A 16,318-nucleotide genomic window follows, 5' to 3' on the forward strand; every position below is an offset into this window, starting at 1 on the left:
TTGCCTCGTCAATCTGGCTGATAACCCATCCGCCAACTCACGGCCCGCGTCGCAGCCAATAACCGCTGCGCCGCCGGGCCGTTTTCGTCGGCGTGGAACAACGATGTCGGGCCGACGATGGTCAATACCGCAGCGACCTGGCCGGGGGCGTTGAACACCGGAGCCGACAGGGCATCGACGCCGGGCATCAGCAAGCCGTGGACATGATGCAGACCGCGTTCGCGGATCTGTTCGCACAATGCCTCATAAGCTTTTTCGTCCGCCAGCGGATGGCCGCCGACGGCGATTTCCTGCTCTCGCAATTCGTCGGTTTCCCGGTGCGGCAGGTAAGCGCCGAACACCAGGCCGGTGGAGGAACTGAGTAGCGGCAACACCGAGCCCAGTTGCGTCACCACCGTCACCGCGCGCACCGCCGGTTCGATGTGCACCACGGTCGCGCCCTGATTGCCCCACACCGCCAGGAAACAGGTTTCGTTGAGTTCGTCGCGCAGTTCGGCCAGCGGCAGGGCGGCGACTTTCAGCACGTCCATACTGTTGAGAGCGGCCAGACCCACCCGCAACGCTTCACGGCCGAGACCGTAGTGGTTGGTGGCGGTGTTCTGTTCGGCAAAGCCCGAGGCAATCAAGGCCTGCAGATAACGGTGAACCTTGCTCGCCGGCATCTGCACATGTTCGGCCAGACGCGACAGCGAAGTGGACGGCGACAACTCGGCCAGAGCCTTGAGGATGTCGGTACCGACTTCGGCGGAGCGGACTTTCTGTTTGCCGTTGCTGTCGCTGGTTTTTTCCATGGTGCTGCCGTGTCCCGGAACGAATGGGCGTCTTTATAGCTTGACGCTCGATAGCGAGCAAATTACGTTATGCGTAATTGAGTTACGATAAAAATAACCCCGGCGTGCCAAGACCTCCGATCCAGAGCGTCCGGCCATGCCGACTCCCTGTTCAGGAGGCTCCATGAACCTCGATTCAGCCCTGGCTTACCAGTCCGGTTTTGGCAACGAATTCAGCTCTGAAGCGTTGCCCGGCGCACTGCCCGTCGGCCAGAACTCCCCGCAGAAAGCCCCGTACGGTCTGTACACCGAACTGTTCTCCGGCACCGCGTTCACCATGACCCGCAGCGAAGCGCGGCGCACCTGGATGTACCGGATCCAGCCGTCGGCCAATCACCCGGCATTCGTCAAACTGGAGCGGCAACTGGCGGGCGGCCCGTTGGGCGAAGTCACCCCCAATCGCCTGCGCTGGAACCCGCTGGACATCCCGACCGAACCGACCGATTTCATCGACGGTCTGGTCAGCATCGCGGCCAACTCCGCGGCCGAAAAAACGGCCGGCATCAGCATCTATCACTACTGCGCCAACCGTTCGATGGAGCGCGTTTTCTTCAACGCCGACGGCGAGCTGCTGCTGGTGCCGCAACTGGGTCGCCTGCGCATCGCCACCGAACTGGGTGTGCTGGACGTGGCGCCGCTGGAAATCGCCGTGTTGCCACGGGGTTTGAAATTCCGTGTCGAACTGCTTGACCCGCAAGCGCGCGGTTACGTCGCCGAGAACCATGGCGCGCCACTGCGCCTGCCGGATCTGGGGCCGATCGGCAGCAACGGTCTGGCCAATCCGCGGGATTTCCTGACCCCGGTCGCCGCCTACGAAAACCTGCAACAGCCGACTACGCTGGTGCAAAAATTCCTCGGCCAGTTGTGGGGCACCGAACTCAATCACTCGCCGCTGAACGTTGTCGCCTGGCACGGCAACAACGTGCCGTACAAATATGACCTGCGCCGCTTCAACACCATCGGCACCGTCAGTTTCGATCACCCGGATCCGTCGATCTTCACCGTGCTGACCTCGCCGACCAGCGTCCACGGTCTGGCCAACCTCGACTTCGTGATCTTCCCGCCGCGCTGGATGGTGGCCGAGAACACCTTCCGTCCGCCGTGGTTCCACCGCAACCTGATGAACGAATTCATGGGCCTGATCCAGGGCGAGTACGACGCCAAGGCCGAAGGTTTCGTGCCCGGCGGTGCATCGCTGCACAGCTGCATGAGCGCCCACGGCCCGGACGGCGAGACCTGCACCAAAGCCATCAACGCGGACCTCAAACCGGCGAAGATCGACAACACCATGGCCTTCATGTTCGAGACCAGCCAGGTGCTGCGCCCAAGCCGTTTCGCCCTCGACTGCCCGCAATTGCAATCCACTTACGACGCCTGCTGGGCCACGCTGCCCGCCACGTTCGACCCGACCCGGAGATAACCCATGACTCAGAATTCCATCACCCGCAGTTGGGTCGCTTCGGCCAACGGCCACACCGAATTCCCGCTGCAGAACCTGCCGCTGGGCGTGTTCAGCATCGACGGCTCGGCACCGCGCGCGGGCGTGGCGATTGGCGAACACATCTTCGATCTGCAAGTGGCGCTGGAGGCCGGTCTGTTCGACGGCGTCGCGCGCAGTGCCGTCGAAGCCATGCGCGGCGGTCAGTTGAACGCGTTCTTCGAACTCGGCCGCGACGCCCGCGTTGCCTTGCGCGAACGTCTGCTGGAACTGTTCAGCGAGGGCAGCACTCATCGCGGCAACATTGAAGCCCAGGGCGCAAAACTGCTGCCACTGGCCGCCGATTGCCAACTGCACCTGCCGGCGCGCATCAGTGACTACACCGACTTCTACGTCGGCATCGAACACGCGCAGAACGTCGGCAAACTGTTCCGTCCGGACAACCCGTTGCTGCCGAACTACAAACACGTGCCGATCGGCTACCACGGTCGTGCCTCCACCGTGCGCGCCTCCGGTGCCGACGTGCGCCGCCCGAAAGGCCAGACCCTGCCAGCCGGTGCGACCGAGCCGACCTTCGGCCCGTGCGCACGGCTGGACTATGAGCTGGAACTGGGGATCTGGATCGGTCAGGGCAACGAGATGGGCGAGCCGATCGCCATTGGTGACGCCGCTGAACACATCGCCGGTTTCTGTCTGCTCAACGACTGGTCGGCCCGTGATATCCAGGCCTGGGAATACCAGCCGCTCGGCCCGTTCCTGTCCAAGAGCTTCATCACCAGCGTCTCGCCATGGGTGGTGACCGCCGAAGCGCTGGCACCATTCCGCACCGCGCAACCGGCGCGTCCGCAAGGCGATCCGCAGCCGCTGCCGTACCTGCTCGACAAACGCGATCAGGAGGGCGGTGGTTTCGACATTGAGCTGGAAGTGCTGCTGCTCACCGAAAAAATGCGCGAGCAGAATCTGCCGGCCCATCGCCTGACCCTGAGCAACACCCGCTACATGTACTGGACTGTCGCGCAAATGGTTGCGCACCACAGCGTCAACGGTTGCCAGTTGCAGGCCGGTGACCTGTTCGGTTCGGGCACCTTGTCCGGCCCGGAAAACGGTCAGTTCGGCAGCCTGCTGGAAATCACCGAGGGCGGCAAAAAGCCGATTGAACTGGCGTCGGGTGAAGTGCGCAAATTCCTTGAAGACGGCGACGAAATCATCCTGCGCGCCCGCTGCGCCCGCGAAGGTTTTGCTTCGATCGGCTTCGGCGAATGCCGTGGCACCGTGCTGGCGGCGCGCTGACAGGAGCGGCTCATGGATCTCTACACCTATTACCGCTCCACCTCGTCGTACCGGGTGCGGATCGCGCTGGCACTCAAGGGACTCGACTACCAGGCGTTGCCGGTCAACCTGATCGCACCGCCCGGTGGCGAGCATCGGCAACCGGCGTACCTGGCGATCAATCCCCAGGGCCGGGTGCCGGCCTTGCGCACTGATGACGACAAGCTGCTGATTCAGTCGCCGGCGATCATCGAGTACCTGGAAGAACGTTATCCACAGGTGCCGTTGCTGCCCGAAGACCTCGTTGCCCGCGCCCAGGTGCGCGGCGTGGCGGCGGTGATCGGCTGCGACGTGCATCCGCTGCACAACGTCAGCGTGCTCAATCGCCTGCGCGGGTTGGGGCATGACGAGCCGCAGGTGACCGAGTGGATCGGCCACTGGATCAGTCAGGGGCTGGCGACGGTCGAGCAGTTGATCGGCGACAGCGGCTTCTGTTTCGGCGAGTGGCCGTGCGTGGCGGACGTGTACCTGATTCCGCAGTTGTACGCGGCCGAGCGGTTCAACGTTTCGCTGGAGGCGTATCCACGGATTCGTCGGGTGGCGGCGCTGGCCGCGGAACATCCAGCGTTCATTGTCGCGCATCCGGCGAATCAGCCGGACACGCCGAAATAACTGAGCACACCCACGCTCTGCGTGGGTGTGCTGCCAAGGATGCTCTGTGCCCAGTGTGACGCGGAGCGTCACGGGATGCATTCCCACGCGGAGCGTGGGAACGATCTCTCGATATGCGCTGTGACCAAAAAATCATAAAAACAAAACAGGTACCTTGCGATGCACAACCAGATTGCCAGCTTCCGGGCGGCACTCGACGCCCGTCCTGTGTCCCGCTTTCAGTGGTTGCTCCTGATGCTTCTCGCCTTGCTGCTGGTCACCGACGGCTATGACGCCCAGGTGCTCGGTTACGTGGTGCCGGCGCTGGCGCAGGACTGGGGCCTGGAGAAATCCGCATTCGGCCCGGTGTTCAGTGCCAACCTGCTGGGGCTGACCCTCGGCTCCCTTGCTGTGACGCCACTGGCCGACCGCTTTGGCGTTCGACGGATTCTGCTCGCCTGTGTGCTGATCTACGCCAGCCTCACCGTGCTGATGGTGTTCGCCGATTCCCTGAATACCCTGATGATCGCGCGCTTCATCTGCGGCATCGGCATGGGCGGCGCGATGCCCAGCGCCATGGCCTTGATGTCGGAATATTCACCGCCTCGCCTGCGCACGTTGATGGTCACGCTGGCGGCGTGCGGCTTTTCATTCGGCGGTGCGGCGGGTGGTTTTGTCGCGGCGGGTTTTATCGACCGCTTCGGCTGGCAAGCGGTGTTCCTTGCCGGTGGTGTCACGCCGCTGCTGTTGTTTCCGTTTCTCTGGTGGATGCTGCCGGAATCCTTGCCTCGGCTGCTGCGTGACGCTCCACCGTATGCGCGCCTGCGCAAGGTCACCGCGCGGATGCTGCCGGACTGGCAACCGCCCGCCGCATCGGCTGAGCAGAACGAACGCGAGCAGGGCAGCAAACTGACCGTGGTGGAGTTGTTCCGCAACGGTTACGCCCGCCCGACCTTGCTGATCTGGGCCACGTTTTTCGTCAGCCTGATCCTGTTGTATTTCATGATCAGCTGGCTGCCGTCGCTGCTGCTGGAAAGTGGCCTGAAGCTCAACGAAGCGAATCTGGTGACGTCGATGTTCCTGTTCGCCGGCACGCTGGGGGCGATCTGCATGGCGTGGTTCGCCGACCGGTTGAAAAGCAAGGTGAGGCTGCTGTCCGGTGTGCTGGCTGGCGCGGCGGTGTGCACGATCCTGCTGGGCCTGAATCACGATAACCCGCGCTATCTGGTGGCCTGTGTGTTCGCGGCAGGGTTCTGCATCATCGGCGGGCAACTGACGCTCAATGCGTTCGCCAGCAATTTCTATCCGGCACACGTGCGCGCCACCGGCACCGGTTGGGCGCTGGGGGTAGGGCGCTTCGGCTCGATTCTCGGGCCGCTGTTCGGCAGCCTGTTGTTGGCGATGCACATTCCGGTGGAGCAGATTTTCTTCTTCTGCGCGATTCCGGCGGTGATTGCGGCGTTGCTGATCATTCAGGTGCGTTCGCCAGCCACTACCCTGCTCAGTGGACGACTGAGTTCGGCGGCAGATGCCCCAGCCGTTCCGTCAGGCGAAGTCGCTGAATCGGGTCGTCACTGAGCAATAGCGCGTGCTCCAGATCGAAACGCTCGGCGTTCGGGCAATCGAGGCGCTGGTACAGACTGGCCCGGGCCAGGTAGTCGGCGGCGCTGGCATTGCCCAGTTCGAGCACGCGCTCGGCATCGATCAGTGCCGCGATGAAGTCGTCGTGGGTCAGGTGCAGCTGGCGCAGGTTGCGTGACAGACGCTGAAGCATCTGCACCGGTTCGGCAGTCAGCAGATGGTCGGCGCTGAGTTTCATCTGGTGGCCGTACTGGCGGTGCAGCAGTTCGCGGCAATCGTTCGGATACAGGCGCCGTCCGCCGCAGGGATCGAGCAGGTGATCGGCCCCGGGAACCTTAAGCAGGAAATGTCCGGGGAAGTTCACCCCGACCAGCGGAATCTCCAGGCCACGGGCCAGTTCCAGAGCGATCAATGCCAGCGCCAGCGGCTGGCCGCGTTTGGTCTGCATGACTTTGTGCACCATTGCGGCCTGTGGACGCAGCGGTATGAAATCATCTTGCGCGAAGCCCAGATCGGTCATCCGCCGCAACAAAGGTTGCGCCAGTTCGCTGACCGGCAGCAACGGCAAGCCATAGCTGACCCGCTGTTGCAGTTCCTTGAATTCCTGCAACAGCGCTTCGGGATCGACTTGTTTGTCGTGTTCGGCGGCCATCCACAACGCGGCTTCGAACAGCGCGGGCGGTGAACGGTGCAGACATTCGAAAAAACGTTGGCGCGGACTCATCTCAATCTCCGGGGCATGCCTCGTTTTAGCCCCGTCTTTGCCATTCGTCCAGTGCCAGGCCGCTCTGCCATCGGGTTATGCCACAACCCGGTGATCAGTGGCGGCGCTTATTCCGGCGCGCTTCAGCAATTTTCAGGCGCAAGCCTATACTGGCGTCTACCAGAAGTGATTCGGGAGCCTGCCGATGTTCGCTCTCATGCAAAGCACTCGCCTGGAATCGCTGCACCTTAGCGTTGATCCGGTGTCCGGATTGAAGGCGGTCATTGCCATTCATAACAGTCGCCTCGGGCCAGCCCTGGGCGGGTGTCGTTATCTTGCCTACCCGAACGACGAATCCGCAGTCGAGGACGCCATACGCCTGGCCCAGGGCATGAGCTACAAGGCTGCACTGGCCGGTCTCGCCCAGGGTGGCGGGGTGGCCGTGATCGTGCGGCCGGCCCATGTGGAAAACCGCGCCGCACTGTTCGAGGCGTTCGGTCGTTGCATCGATCAGCTCGACGGGCGCTACATCACCGCCATCGACAGCGGCACTTCGGTGGCGGACATGGACTGCATTGCCCAGCAGACCCAGCATGTCACCAGCACCACCTCCGCCGGCGACCCGGCGCCGCATGCGGCGATGGGCGTGTTCACCGGAATTCGCGCCACGGCCATGGCGCGGCTGGGCAGCGACAACCTAGAAGGGTTGCGCGTGGCGATCCAGGGGCTGGGCAATGTTGGTTATGCCCTCGCTGAACAGCTGCACGCTGCCGGTGCCGAACTGCTGGTCAGTGACATCGACCACGGCAAGGTGCAACTGGCGATGGAACAGCTCAACGCACACCCGATTGCCAACGACGCATTGCTCAGTACGCCGTGCGACATTCTCGCGCCGTGCGGCCTGGGCGGTGTGCTCAACAGCCACACGGTCACCCAGTTGCGCTGCTCGGCGGTGGCGGGCTCGGCCAACAATCAGCTGACGCACCTGGACGTCGCCGATCAACTGGAACGGCGCGGCATCCTGTATGCGCCGGATTACGTGATCAATGCCGGCGGGCTGATCTACGTTTCCCTCAAGCATCGTGGCGAAGAACTGACGACCATCACCGCGCACCTGTCGAAGATCAGTTCGCGCCTGACCGAAGTCTTCGCCCACGCCCAGGCAGAAAAGCGTTCACCTGCGCGGGTGGCAGACGAGCTGGCGGAAAAGGTGTTGTACCGCTGAGGTTTGTCCGGACATGAAAAAGCCCCTGAGTCTTTCAACTCAGGGGCTATTCAATTCAGAGGCTTCAATTCAGATGCCGATTACTTCGCTGCCTTTGCTGCCTTGGCGGGTTTGGCTGGCGCTTCTGCCGGTTCGGCCACTTCGGCCGTTTCGGTCGCCACAACCGGTGCCGCCGGTGCGTTGATCAGCTCCGACAGGGCATCAGGCTGGCTCTTGAACGCCCGGGCGAACACATCGCGGTTCTTCGCCATGAAGATCCCGACTTCTTCCACTTGCTGCTCGCTCAACGAAGGAACGGCTTTTTCCAACACTTCGGCCAACAGTTCGGCCAGTTCGAGCATTTTGTCATGACGGTCAGCTTCGGCTTTATCCATGAACAAGCGCTCCAGATCTCGGCTGCTGCGGTATACCACTTCGACGGCCATTCACCACCTCACATGCCTTCACATTAAGTTGTCTTTGCGACTACTGTATCTATATACAGCGAAAAGGATAAGCGAATCCCTGCGCTTTGGGTAGTGGCTTTTCAATGTAGACCGGATTCGGATTTTGTCAGCCTGACGGTTACCCATAGGTGCGACCAAACGCCACGGCGCAGGTTTCGCGGCGGCTCGCCATGATGGCGTGGCCTCTTTTCTGCATGCATCTGTGTACGTGCGCAATAACCGTCACGTCCAGCAAGCAACATCCGCTCGAACCGGGCTAAGGAACCTTCATCGTGAAAATCAACTGGGCCGAGAAACTGCGGCAAAACGTGCATCAACTGGCCGAGTCCCTGGGCAACCTGTTCGTCGAGACCTTCCACTACCTGGCGCTGTTCGCCATTGGTGCGGTAACCGCATGGGCGGCGGTGATGGAATTTCTCGGCATGCTCGAGGAAGGGCACATCAAGATCGATGACATTCTGTTGCTGTTCATCTATCTGGAACTGGGGGCGATGGTCGGGATTTACTTCAAGACCAACCACATGCCGGTGCGCTTCCTGATCTACGTGGCGATCACGGCACTGACGCGCCTGCTGATCTCCAACGTCTCGCACCACAATCCGCCGGACATGGGCATCATCTACCTGTGCGGCGGGATTCTGCTGCTGGCGTTCTCGATCCTGGTGGTGCGTTACGCCTCGTCGCAATTCCCTTCGGTGAAGATCGAGAACCCGCACCGCAAGATCGGCACGGGCTCCAGTGAACACCCGGAAGTAGAGAAGGGCGAACTCTAAAGGCCCGCGGCTGGCCGGGGCTGGTGCTTGACCCCGCGCGGTGGCGGGGTGATTGCGTCGCCGCGTGTCATGGCGTCGAGTACCGCCATGGCGCTGTGGCCCTGTTCGATGGCAATGCCGAACTGAATGCTTTGCACCAGGCGTTTGAGGCGCTTGGGGTCATTGCGCTGTTCGGCGCTGATCATCCGTTTGGCGACGATCCGCCCGCTTTTGGAGAGGGTCAGCATGATGCTGCCGTCGAGCCCCTGAATGCTCAGGTTGATCTGATAGTCCGGCGCGAAGGCATCGGTAATGATCTGAAAAGGATTGTCCATGATGCGTCACCGCCTGATTGAACGTGCAGTTGTTGACCGGCCTTGATCGGGTTGGTTCGCCAAACCTGACCATCGGCCTTTCCGTGGTCCTGTCTCCTTCAGCGATGTAGCAAGGGACATGCCGGGAATATTGTCGAACAATGAAACCGGCCAAAAAGAAGGCGAGCCCCTGGCTCGCCTTCTTCGTTTGCGGCCCGTTTCAGGGCAGAACCGAGTAGATGATCGCAGACAGTGCAATCAGGCCGATCAACACCACGAACACGTTGGACGCCTGGCCCGAATACTGGCGCAAGGCCGGCACACGGCGGATGGCGTACATCGGCATCAGGAACAGCAGGCAGGCAATCACCGGCCCGCCGAGGGTTTCGATCATGCCGAGGATGCTCGGGTTGAAGGTCGCCACGGCCCAGCAGCTGAGGATCATGAACAGTGCGGTCGCACGGTTCAGCCAGCTCGCCGACATCACCCGGCCACGACTGCGCAGGCTTTTGACGATCATGCCCTGGAAGCCTTCGCTGGCGCCGATGTAGTGGCCGAGGAAGGATTTGGTGATGGCCACCAGCGCAATCAACGGCGCAGCGTAAGCGATGACCGGGGTCTGGAAGTGGTTGGCCAGGTACGACAGGATCGAAATGTTCTGCGCCTTGGCCGCTGCCAGGTCTGCCGGCGACAGCGCCAGCACGCAGCTGAAGCAGAAGAACATCACCGTCACCACCATCATGCCGTGAGCCATGGCGAGAATGCCGCTGCTCTTGCGTTCGGCCTGTTCGCCATAGCGCTGTTTCTGCTCAACCGCGAACGCGGAAATGATCGGCGAATGGTTGAACGAGAACACCATCACCGGGATCGCCAGCCACAGGGTCTTGAGGAACACCGACATTTCCATCGGTTCTTGAGCACTGGCGAAGAATGCGCCGTTCCAGTTGGGAATCAGGCTGATGCCGAGCAACAGCAGCGCGGCGACGAACGGATAGACCAGCACGCTCATGGCTTTGACGATCACGCTCTGACCGCAGCGGACGATGGCCATCAAGCCGAGGATCAGCGCCAGCGACAGCACCGCGCGTGGCGGTGGGGCGATGTGCAATTGATGTTCGAGGAAGCTGCTGAGGGTGTTGGTCAGCGCCACGCTGTACACCAGCAGGATCGGGAAGATCGCGAAGAAATACAGCAGCGTGATCAGCTTGCCGGCGCCGATGCCGAAGTGTTCCTCCACCACTTCGGTGATGTCACCGGAGCGGCCGGACAGCACGAAGCGGGTCAGGCCCCGGTGCGCGAAGAAGGTCATCGGGAACGCCAGCACCGCCAGGATCAGCAACGGCCAGAAGCCGCCGACACCGGCGTTGATCGGCAGAAACAAAGTGCCGGCGCCGATGGCGGTGCCATACAGACCGAGCATCCAGGTGGTGTCGAATTTGCTCCAGCCCTTGTGGGCGGTTTCGTTATTGCGTGTGCGGTCTACAGCGGGATTTTCGGCAGCAGGTGTGCGTACATCGGTCATCGTTTTTGCCTCGTTATTATTCTTGCTCGGGCTCACGTGTTACGGGCGGTCAGGGAGTGCTCCTCAGCACTCCACCCAGCTCACGGCCAGGCCGCCCCGTGAAGTCTCTTTGTATTTGTCATGCATGTCGGCGCCGGTATCGCGCATGGTGCGGATCACCCGGTCGAGAGAAATGAAGTGTTTGCCGTCGCCGCGCAGGGCCATTTGCGTGGCGTTGATCGCCTTCACCGCAGCGATGGCGTTGCGCTCGATGCACGGCACCTGTACGAGCCCGCCAACCGGGTCGCAGGTCAGACCGAGGTTGTGTTCCAGGCCGATTTCGGCGGCGTTTTCCAGTTGCTCCGGGGTGGCGCCGAGCACATCGGCCAGACCCGCAGCGGCCATGGCGCAGGCAGAGCCGACTTCGCCCTGGCAGCCGACTTCGGCGCCGGAAATCGAGGCGTTTTTCTTGCACAGGATGCCGACCGCTGCCGCGCCCAGAAAGAACGCGACTACGTCGTCGTCGGACGCGTCCGGATTGAATTTCATGTAGTAGTGCAGAACGGCAGGAATGATCCCGGCGGCACCGTTGGTCGGCGCGGTCACCATGCGCCCGCCGGCAGCGTTTTCTTCGTTGACGGCGAGGGCGAACAGGTTGACCCACTCCATCGCCGACAGGGTCGAACTGATGACGTTCGGCTTGCCGATTTCCAGCAGGCTGCGGTGCAATTTCGCAGCGCGGCGGGGAACATTCAGACCACCAGGCAGGATTCCTTCGTGACGCAGGCCTTGCTCGACGCATTCGCGCATCACCGACCAGATGTGCAGCAGGCCCTGACGGATCTCGGCGTCGCTGCGCCAGGCCCGTTCGTTGGCCATCATCAGTTCGGAAACCCGCAGATTGTGCTGCTTGCACAGCGCCAGCAGTTCGACGGCGCTGGAGAATTCGTAAGGCAACTCGACGTCGCCGGCCGGCGCGACACCGGATTCGGCTTCGGCCGCTTCGATGATGAAACCGCCGCCGACCGAGTAGTACGTTTGCTCGAACAGTTGGCCGGATGCACCGAAGGCTGTCAGCGACATGGCGTTGGGGTGGTAGGGCAGGCTCTCGTCCAGCAGCAGGAGATCGTGCTGCCAGTTGAAGGTGATCGAGCGTTTACCGGCCAGAGAGAGTTGGCCGGTCTCGCGCAGGTGCTGGATGCGCGGCTCGATGGTCGACGGATCGATGCTGTCCGGCCATTCGCCCATCAAACCCATGACTGTCGCGCGGTCAGTGGCATGGCCGACGCCGGTGGCCGAAAGCGAGCCGTACAAACGGATTTCCACCCGCTGCACATCGTTCAGCAAATGCTGGTCGATCAGGGACTGGGCGAAGGTCGCGGCGGCGCGCATCGGGCCGACGGTGTGGGAACTGGACGGGCCGATGCCGACTTTGAATAGATCGAAAACACTGATAGCCATGCTAAACCCTTACAAGCAATGGAGTAGGAATCGCTGCCATTTTTTGTAGGACAAGCGCAATGTCGGCGATACTGCCTACCTCGCTTCAACGTGACTAACGAAACTTCCTAAGTAAGCCTTTAGCAGGACTAAACCATGAGTCGTCAATTGCATGCCCAGACTTACGTCTGGCTGCAGGTGTTTTCCTGTGCCGCGCGGCACCTGTCATTCACCCGCTGTGCCGAGGAACTGCATATCACGCCGGGGGCTGTGAGTCAGCAAATCCGACAGCTGGAAGAGCGACTGGGGTTTCGCCTGTTTCATCGCCGTGCGCGGGGCGTGGAGTTGAGCGCGGAAGGACAGCGACTGGCGATCACGGTCAACGAGGCTTACGGCAGCATCGACGCGGAATTGCGTCGCCTCGATGCGGGGATGATCAGCGGGATTCTGCGGGTGCGCTCGATTCCGTCGTTCCTCAGCAAATGGCTGACCCCGCGCCTGCCACGCCTGCAACAGCGTTATCCGGACATCCAGTTGCGGCTGGTGGCCGAGGACAGCAGCGTGCCGTTGCATGAAGGAGATTTCGACCTGGCGATCGACCTGAACGACGGCAGTTATCCGGGACTGTTATCCACAGCCTTGCTCGATGAGCAGATTTTCCCGGTGTGCGCACCGGGCCTGCTGCGCGGACGGCCGCCGCTGCACGGGCCGGCGGATCTGGTGCATTTCCCGCTGCTGCACGACATCACCGCCTGGCGCGGCAGCTATGAATACGCGGAGTGGGAGTTTTATCTCAATGCCATCGGTTTCGAGGGCGCGGATGTGCGGCGCGGGCACACGTTCAATCGCAACCACCTGACCATCGAAGCGGCGATTGCCGGCATGGGCGTGGCGATTGCCCGGCGCACGCTGCTCAACGACGAGCTGGAGCGGGGGACATTGATCGTGCCGTTCGGGATTTCGGTGCCCAATCACAAGCGCTATGTATTGCTTTATGCGCCGGGGGCCTTGAGCCATCCGGGCGTACGGGCGGTGCATGACTGGCTGGTGGAAGAAGCGGGGATTTTTCGCAGCCTGCACCCGTTGGGTGATGGCCAATTGTGAGCAGATTTTTCGGGGTGGCGGGGCGACCCAACTCCCGACCTTACCAGCGCTTTACTCGGTTGTCCGGCTTTTTTTGCGAATGAATATTTATCTTTTTTAAGGGGTTGAAATGTTCGTCCGGCGGGCCGATTGTTGTAATCAAGAGGTCACGAAATCCTGTTCCAGGCCTCTTGCGAGCTAGCTGAAATAAGGGATGAACTATGCAAATCCAAGTCAACAGCGACAACCATATTCAAAGCAGCAAACGACTGGAGGAGTGGGTACGAACCACAATTGAGAGCACGCTCGACCGTTATGAGGAAGACCTGACCCGTGTCGAAGTCCATCTGAGCGACGAGAACGGTGACAAACCAGGTCCTCATGATTTGCGCTGCCAACTGGAAGCGCGGCCAAAAGGCCATCAACCGATTTCCGTCACCCACAAAGCCGATTCGCTGGAACAGGCGATCGATGGTGCAGCCGAAAAACTGGAGCACGCGCTGGAGCACCTGTTTGGCAAACTGCGCGGCAAACCGCGAGCCGCTGTGGTGCCATTCACAAGCAAAGCCAATGACAAGCTGTTGGCGGAAGAGTTTGACGAGAACGAACAGGCAGCGATCAACAGTTGATGCGCTGATTTTCCAAGCCACCCAATGAGAAAGGGCCTGCAATTGCAGGCCCTTTCTGTTTTCAGCAGGGGTCAGAACGCAACGGAAGTCTGCACGTATACCGTGCGTGGCTCACCGACATACTTTCCTTTGTTGTTGTCATCGAACGAGCGGGTGAAGTACTGGGTGTTGAAGATGTTCTTCACCCCCACCGCGACGTTCAGGTCCGACAGTTGCGGGCCGAAGTCATAACCGGCGCGGCTGCTGAATAGCATGTAACCGGGGATCTTGCCGGTGCTGCCGTCGGCGCTTTCTTTCGAGGTGTTGGCGTTGTCGGCGAACTGGTCGCTCTGGAAGCTGCTGTCCAGGTTCAGTTTCCACGGCCCTTCGGTGTAACCGACGCCGATCGTGCCTTTGTGCCTGGACGAGAACGGCACACGATTGCCCTTGTTCGGCCCGTCTTCGCGGATGGTTGCGTCGACATAGGCGTAAGTGGCGTAGACATCGAAGCCGGCCAGCGCGGGGCTCAAGTCGTCGAGAGCGTAATTGACGCTGGTCTCGATGCCCTGATGCCGGGTTTCGCCACGGGCGATCACCGAGTCGTTGGTCTGGTTGCTTTCGTACTGGTTGTCGAAGTTGATCAGGAACGCGCCGATCTCCGCTCGCAGCGCGCCGTTGTCGTAACGGGTGCCGACTTCCCAGGTGCGGGCCTTCTCCGGTTTCACTTCGCCGCTGCTGACGCGGTTGGGCATCTGACTGTATTGCACGCTGCCGAAGGAGCCTTCGGTGTTGGCGTACAGATTCCAGCTGTCGGTCAGGTGATACAGCACGTTCAACGCCGGCAGCGCGGTGTTGTAGTCGCCCTTGTATTTGACGTTGGTCAGGTTGTTGGTCTGCTGCGACTCGATCATTTCGTAGCGCACGCCCGGAGTGATCGTCCACTTGCCGATGTCGATCCGGTCATCGACGAAGAACGCATTGGCTTCGGTGCCGCCGCGAGTGTCGCGGTCATTGCGGCTGTTGGTGGTCGGGTATTCGTTGCTGCTGATCGGCGTGCGATAGCGCAGTTCGTGGCCGGCTTCGTTGATGTAGCGATAGCCGACGCCGACTTCATGGCTGGTGGCGCCGAGGTCGAAGCCTTGGGCGAAGCGGGTTTCCAGACCGCGCACCCAATACTCGCGCGGCGACAGCGACAGGAACGTGCCCTGATCCAGGTAACCGCTGCGCAGGGTCTTGGTGAAGAAGGTATTGGCGGTGAATTCGCGGCGGTCTTCCTGATAGCGATAGCCGACATTGAACATCGTGCGACGGCCCCAGAACTGGTCTTTTGGCCGGGTCGACTGATACGGATCGGCATCGTAATCGGCGACATTCAGGCCGCCGGGCATGTCGGCCTTGCCTTCGTAATACTGGGCCATGGCGTTGAAACTGTTGGCCTCGTCGAGTTGGTATTTGCCCTTGAGGATCAGGTCGTCGATTTCTGTATCGCTGTGCTCACGCCAGTCGCCTCCGCGAGTGCCGGAGTACAGCAACGCGCCGCCCAGACCGTTGGCATTGGTGCCGCCGGCCAGCAGGTTGGCGCTGGTCTTGAAGCCGTCATGGCTGGACGATGGACTGGTTTCAGTCTGGAAACCGCCCTTGACGGTCGGCTCGTCCGGAATCGCCCGGGTCACGAAGTTGACCACGCCGCCGACGTTCTGCGGGCCGTAACGCACGGCGCCGCCGCCCCGCACCACGTCCACCGCATCCATGTTGCCCATGCTGATCGGCGCGAACGACAACTGCGGCTGGCCATAAGGGGCGAAGGGCACCGGAATGCCGTCCATCAACACGGTCGAACGTGCGGCCAGGCGCGGGTTGAGACCGCGAATGCCGAAGTTCAGCGCCATGTCGTGGCTGCCGGTGCCGTTGTTTTCCGGGGCGTTGACGCCGGGAATGCGGTTGAGCACATCGCGGGCCTGGGTCGCGCCCTGGCGTTCGAACTCTTCGCGGCGGATCACGTCACGGGCACCGGGATGTTCGAAGACGTTGACCTGCGCGGCCTCACCCAGCCAGTCGCCGACCACTTTCGAAGTGTCCAGCTCCAGTGCGCTGTCGTTCGAAGGTTGCAGGCTGAAGGCATTGCCACCCTCGGCGCGGGCTTGCAGGCCGGTGCCTTCGAGCAGCGCGTTCAGACCTTGTTCCGCTGTGTAGTTGCCTTCCAGACCACGGCTTTGCACACCGCTGGTGACTTGCGAGCCGAACGAGATCAGCACACCGGCTTCACGGCCGAACTGGTTGAGGGCGTTTTCCAGCGACGACGGGGCGATGTGATAAGCCTTGGTATCGGCGGCTTGCGCAAGGGGCAGGGCGCTGAAGCTCAGGCTGGCGCCGAGGACGAGGTTGCGCAGGGTTCGGGCCAGCGGCGTGAGGCGAGTGGGGTGCATGGAGGACGGTCCTGAGAAGGTTGAATCAAGGGGGCTTTCCTTCTCTGTCAC

14 protein-coding genes and 1 pseudogene are annotated in these 16,318 nt (G+C 61.6%); 8 read left to right on the plus strand and 7 right to left on the minus strand.

Annotated elements, in window-relative coordinates; translation table 11 throughout:
- Positions 1-8: 8 nt before the first annotated feature.
- The gene (locus tag ACEN93_RS21550) at positions 9-791 is read right to left on the minus strand and encodes an IclR family transcriptional regulator (RefSeq protein ID WP_074691761.1); all 783 of its coding nucleotides are present in this window, start codon (positions 789-791) and stop codon (positions 9-11) included.
- Positions 792-954: 163 nt separating this feature from the next.
- Between ACEN93_RS21550 and hmgA the strand changes: the two genes are divergently transcribed.
- The 4 genes from hmgA to ACEN93_RS21570 all read left to right on the plus strand — a co-directional run bounded on the left by hmgA (position 955) and on the right by ACEN93_RS21570 (position 5,766).
- Positions 955-2,250 (plus strand): homogentisate 1,2-dioxygenase, encoded by a 1,296-nt coding sequence (gene hmgA / locus ACEN93_RS21555; RefSeq protein ID WP_495610478.1) that lies wholly within the window; start codon positions 955-957, stop codon positions 2,248-2,250.
- Positions 2,251-2,253: 3 nt separating this feature from the next.
- Complete coding sequence (fahA, locus tag ACEN93_RS21560) at positions 2,254-3,558, plus strand: fumarylacetoacetase (protein ID WP_495610479.1); 1,305 nt, start codon at positions 2,254-2,256, stop codon at positions 3,556-3,558.
- A gap of 12 nt (positions 3,559-3,570) precedes the next feature.
- A complete protein-coding gene (gene maiA / locus ACEN93_RS21565) occupies positions 3,571-4,209 on the plus strand; it encodes a maleylacetoacetate isomerase (RefSeq protein ID WP_039769384.1) in 639 nt (212 codons plus the stop codon).
- A 159-nt stretch (positions 4,210-4,368) separates the two neighbouring features.
- A complete protein-coding gene (locus tag ACEN93_RS21570) occupies positions 4,369-5,766 on the plus strand; it encodes an MFS transporter (protein ID WP_414882219.1) in 1,398 nt (465 codons plus the stop codon).
- On the opposite strand, the gene ACEN93_RS21575 is transcribed toward ACEN93_RS21570, so the two are convergent.
- On the minus strand, positions 5,690-6,493 hold the full coding sequence (locus ACEN93_RS21575; RefSeq protein WP_134334051.1) for a SirB1 family protein: 804 nt from the start codon (positions 6,491-6,493) through the stop codon (positions 5,690-5,692). The genes ACEN93_RS21570 and ACEN93_RS21575 overlap by 77 nt on opposite strands.
- 184 nt (positions 6,494-6,677) lie before the next feature.
- On the opposite strand from ACEN93_RS21575, the gene ACEN93_RS21580 reads away from it, so the two are divergent.
- Positions 6,678-7,697, plus strand: a complete 1,020-nt coding sequence (locus ACEN93_RS21580) for a Glu/Leu/Phe/Val dehydrogenase family protein (RefSeq protein WP_011332519.1) — start codon at positions 6,678-6,680, stop codon at positions 7,695-7,697.
- A 167-nt stretch (positions 7,698-7,864) separates the two neighbouring features.
- On the opposite strand, the pseudogene ACEN93_RS21585 reads toward ACEN93_RS21580, so the two are convergent.
- A pseudogene (locus ACEN93_RS21585) lies at positions 7,865-8,122 on the minus strand (YebG family protein); the annotation flags it as partial.
- A gap of 293 nt (positions 8,123-8,415) precedes the next feature.
- Between ACEN93_RS21585 and ACEN93_RS21590 the strand changes: the two are divergent.
- Positions 8,416-8,916 (plus strand): phosphate-starvation-inducible protein PsiE, encoded by a 501-nt coding sequence (locus ACEN93_RS21590; RefSeq protein ID WP_007957255.1) that lies wholly within the window; start codon positions 8,416-8,418, stop codon positions 8,914-8,916.
- Here the strand turns inward: ACEN93_RS21590 and ACEN93_RS21595 are convergent.
- The 3 genes from ACEN93_RS21595 to ACEN93_RS21605 form a co-directional block, all read right to left on the minus strand.
- The gene (locus ACEN93_RS21595) at positions 8,913-9,230 is read right to left on the minus strand and encodes a DUF3509 domain-containing protein (RefSeq protein WP_064382489.1); all 318 of its coding nucleotides are present in this window, start codon (positions 9,228-9,230) and stop codon (positions 8,913-8,915) included. The genes ACEN93_RS21590 and ACEN93_RS21595 overlap by 4 nt on opposite strands.
- Before the next feature lie 199 nt (positions 9,231-9,429).
- Positions 9,430-10,731, minus strand: coding sequence for an HAAAP family serine/threonine permease (locus tag ACEN93_RS21600; protein WP_074691742.1), 1,302 nt, complete (start codon positions 10,729-10,731; stop codon positions 9,430-9,432).
- A gap of 63 nt (positions 10,732-10,794) precedes the next feature.
- Positions 10,795-12,171 (minus strand): L-serine ammonia-lyase, encoded by a 1,377-nt coding sequence (locus ACEN93_RS21605; RefSeq protein WP_039769396.1) that lies wholly within the window; start codon positions 12,169-12,171, stop codon positions 10,795-10,797.
- A 135-nt stretch (positions 12,172-12,306) separates the two neighbouring features.
- Between ACEN93_RS21605 and ACEN93_RS21610 the strand changes: the two genes are divergently transcribed.
- Positions 12,307-13,254, plus strand: coding sequence for a LysR substrate-binding domain-containing protein (locus ACEN93_RS21610; protein WP_011332523.1), 948 nt, complete (start codon positions 12,307-12,309; stop codon positions 13,252-13,254).
- A 200-nt stretch (positions 13,255-13,454) separates the two neighbouring features.
- Positions 13,455-13,862, plus strand: coding sequence for an HPF/RaiA family ribosome-associated protein (locus tag ACEN93_RS21615; RefSeq protein WP_011332524.1), 408 nt, complete (start codon positions 13,455-13,457; stop codon positions 13,860-13,862).
- 71 nt (positions 13,863-13,933) lie between these two features.
- Here ACEN93_RS21615 and fecA read toward each other — a convergent pair whose 3' ends face one another.
- On the minus strand, positions 13,934-16,267 hold the full coding sequence (gene fecA, locus ACEN93_RS21620; protein WP_495610480.1) for a TonB-dependent Fe(3+) dicitrate receptor FecA: 2,334 nt from the start codon (positions 16,265-16,267) through the stop codon (positions 13,934-13,936).
- Positions 16,268-16,318 lie beyond the last annotated feature (51 nt).

The organism is Pseudomonas sp. Pseusp21, assembly GCF_059492145.1.

Coding starts and splice junctions, on each gene's coding strand:
- ACEN93_RS21595 (WP_064382489.1), bottom strand. CDS start 9,230: ATGGACAATCCTTTTCAGATCATTACCGATGCCTTCGCGCCGGACTAT.
- ACEN93_RS21550 (WP_074691761.1), bottom strand. CDS start 791: ATGGAAAAAACCAGCGACAGCAACGGCAAACAGAAAGTCCGCTCCGCC.
- ACEN93_RS21615 (WP_011332524.1), top strand. CDS start 13,455: ATGCAAATCCAAGTCAACAGCGACAACCATATTCAAAGCAGCAAACGA.
- fecA (WP_495610480.1), bottom strand. CDS start 16,267: ATGCACCCCACTCGCCTCACGCCGCTGGCCCGAACCCTGCGCAACCTC.
- ACEN93_RS21570 (WP_414882219.1), top strand. CDS start 4,369: ATGCACAACCAGATTGCCAGCTTCCGGGCGGCACTCGACGCCCGTCCT.
- hmgA (WP_495610478.1), top strand. CDS start 955: ATGAACCTCGATTCAGCCCTGGCTTACCAGTCCGGTTTTGGCAACGAA.
- ACEN93_RS21600 (WP_074691742.1), bottom strand. CDS start 10,731: ATGACCGATGTACGCACACCTGCTGCCGAAAATCCCGCTGTAGACCGC.
- ACEN93_RS21580 (WP_011332519.1), top strand. CDS start 6,678: ATGTTCGCTCTCATGCAAAGCACTCGCCTGGAATCGCTGCACCTTAGC.
- ACEN93_RS21605 (WP_039769396.1), bottom strand. CDS start 12,171: ATGGCTATCAGTGTTTTCGATCTATTCAAAGTCGGCATCGGCCCGTCC.
- ACEN93_RS21610 (WP_011332523.1), top strand. CDS start 12,307: ATGAGTCGTCAATTGCATGCCCAGACTTACGTCTGGCTGCAGGTGTTT.
- fahA (WP_495610479.1), top strand. CDS start 2,254: ATGACTCAGAATTCCATCACCCGCAGTTGGGTCGCTTCGGCCAACGGC.
- ACEN93_RS21575 (WP_134334051.1), bottom strand. CDS start 6,493: ATGAGTCCGCGCCAACGTTTTTTCGAATGTCTGCACCGTTCACCGCCC.
- maiA (WP_039769384.1), top strand. CDS start 3,571: ATGGATCTCTACACCTATTACCGCTCCACCTCGTCGTACCGGGTGCGG.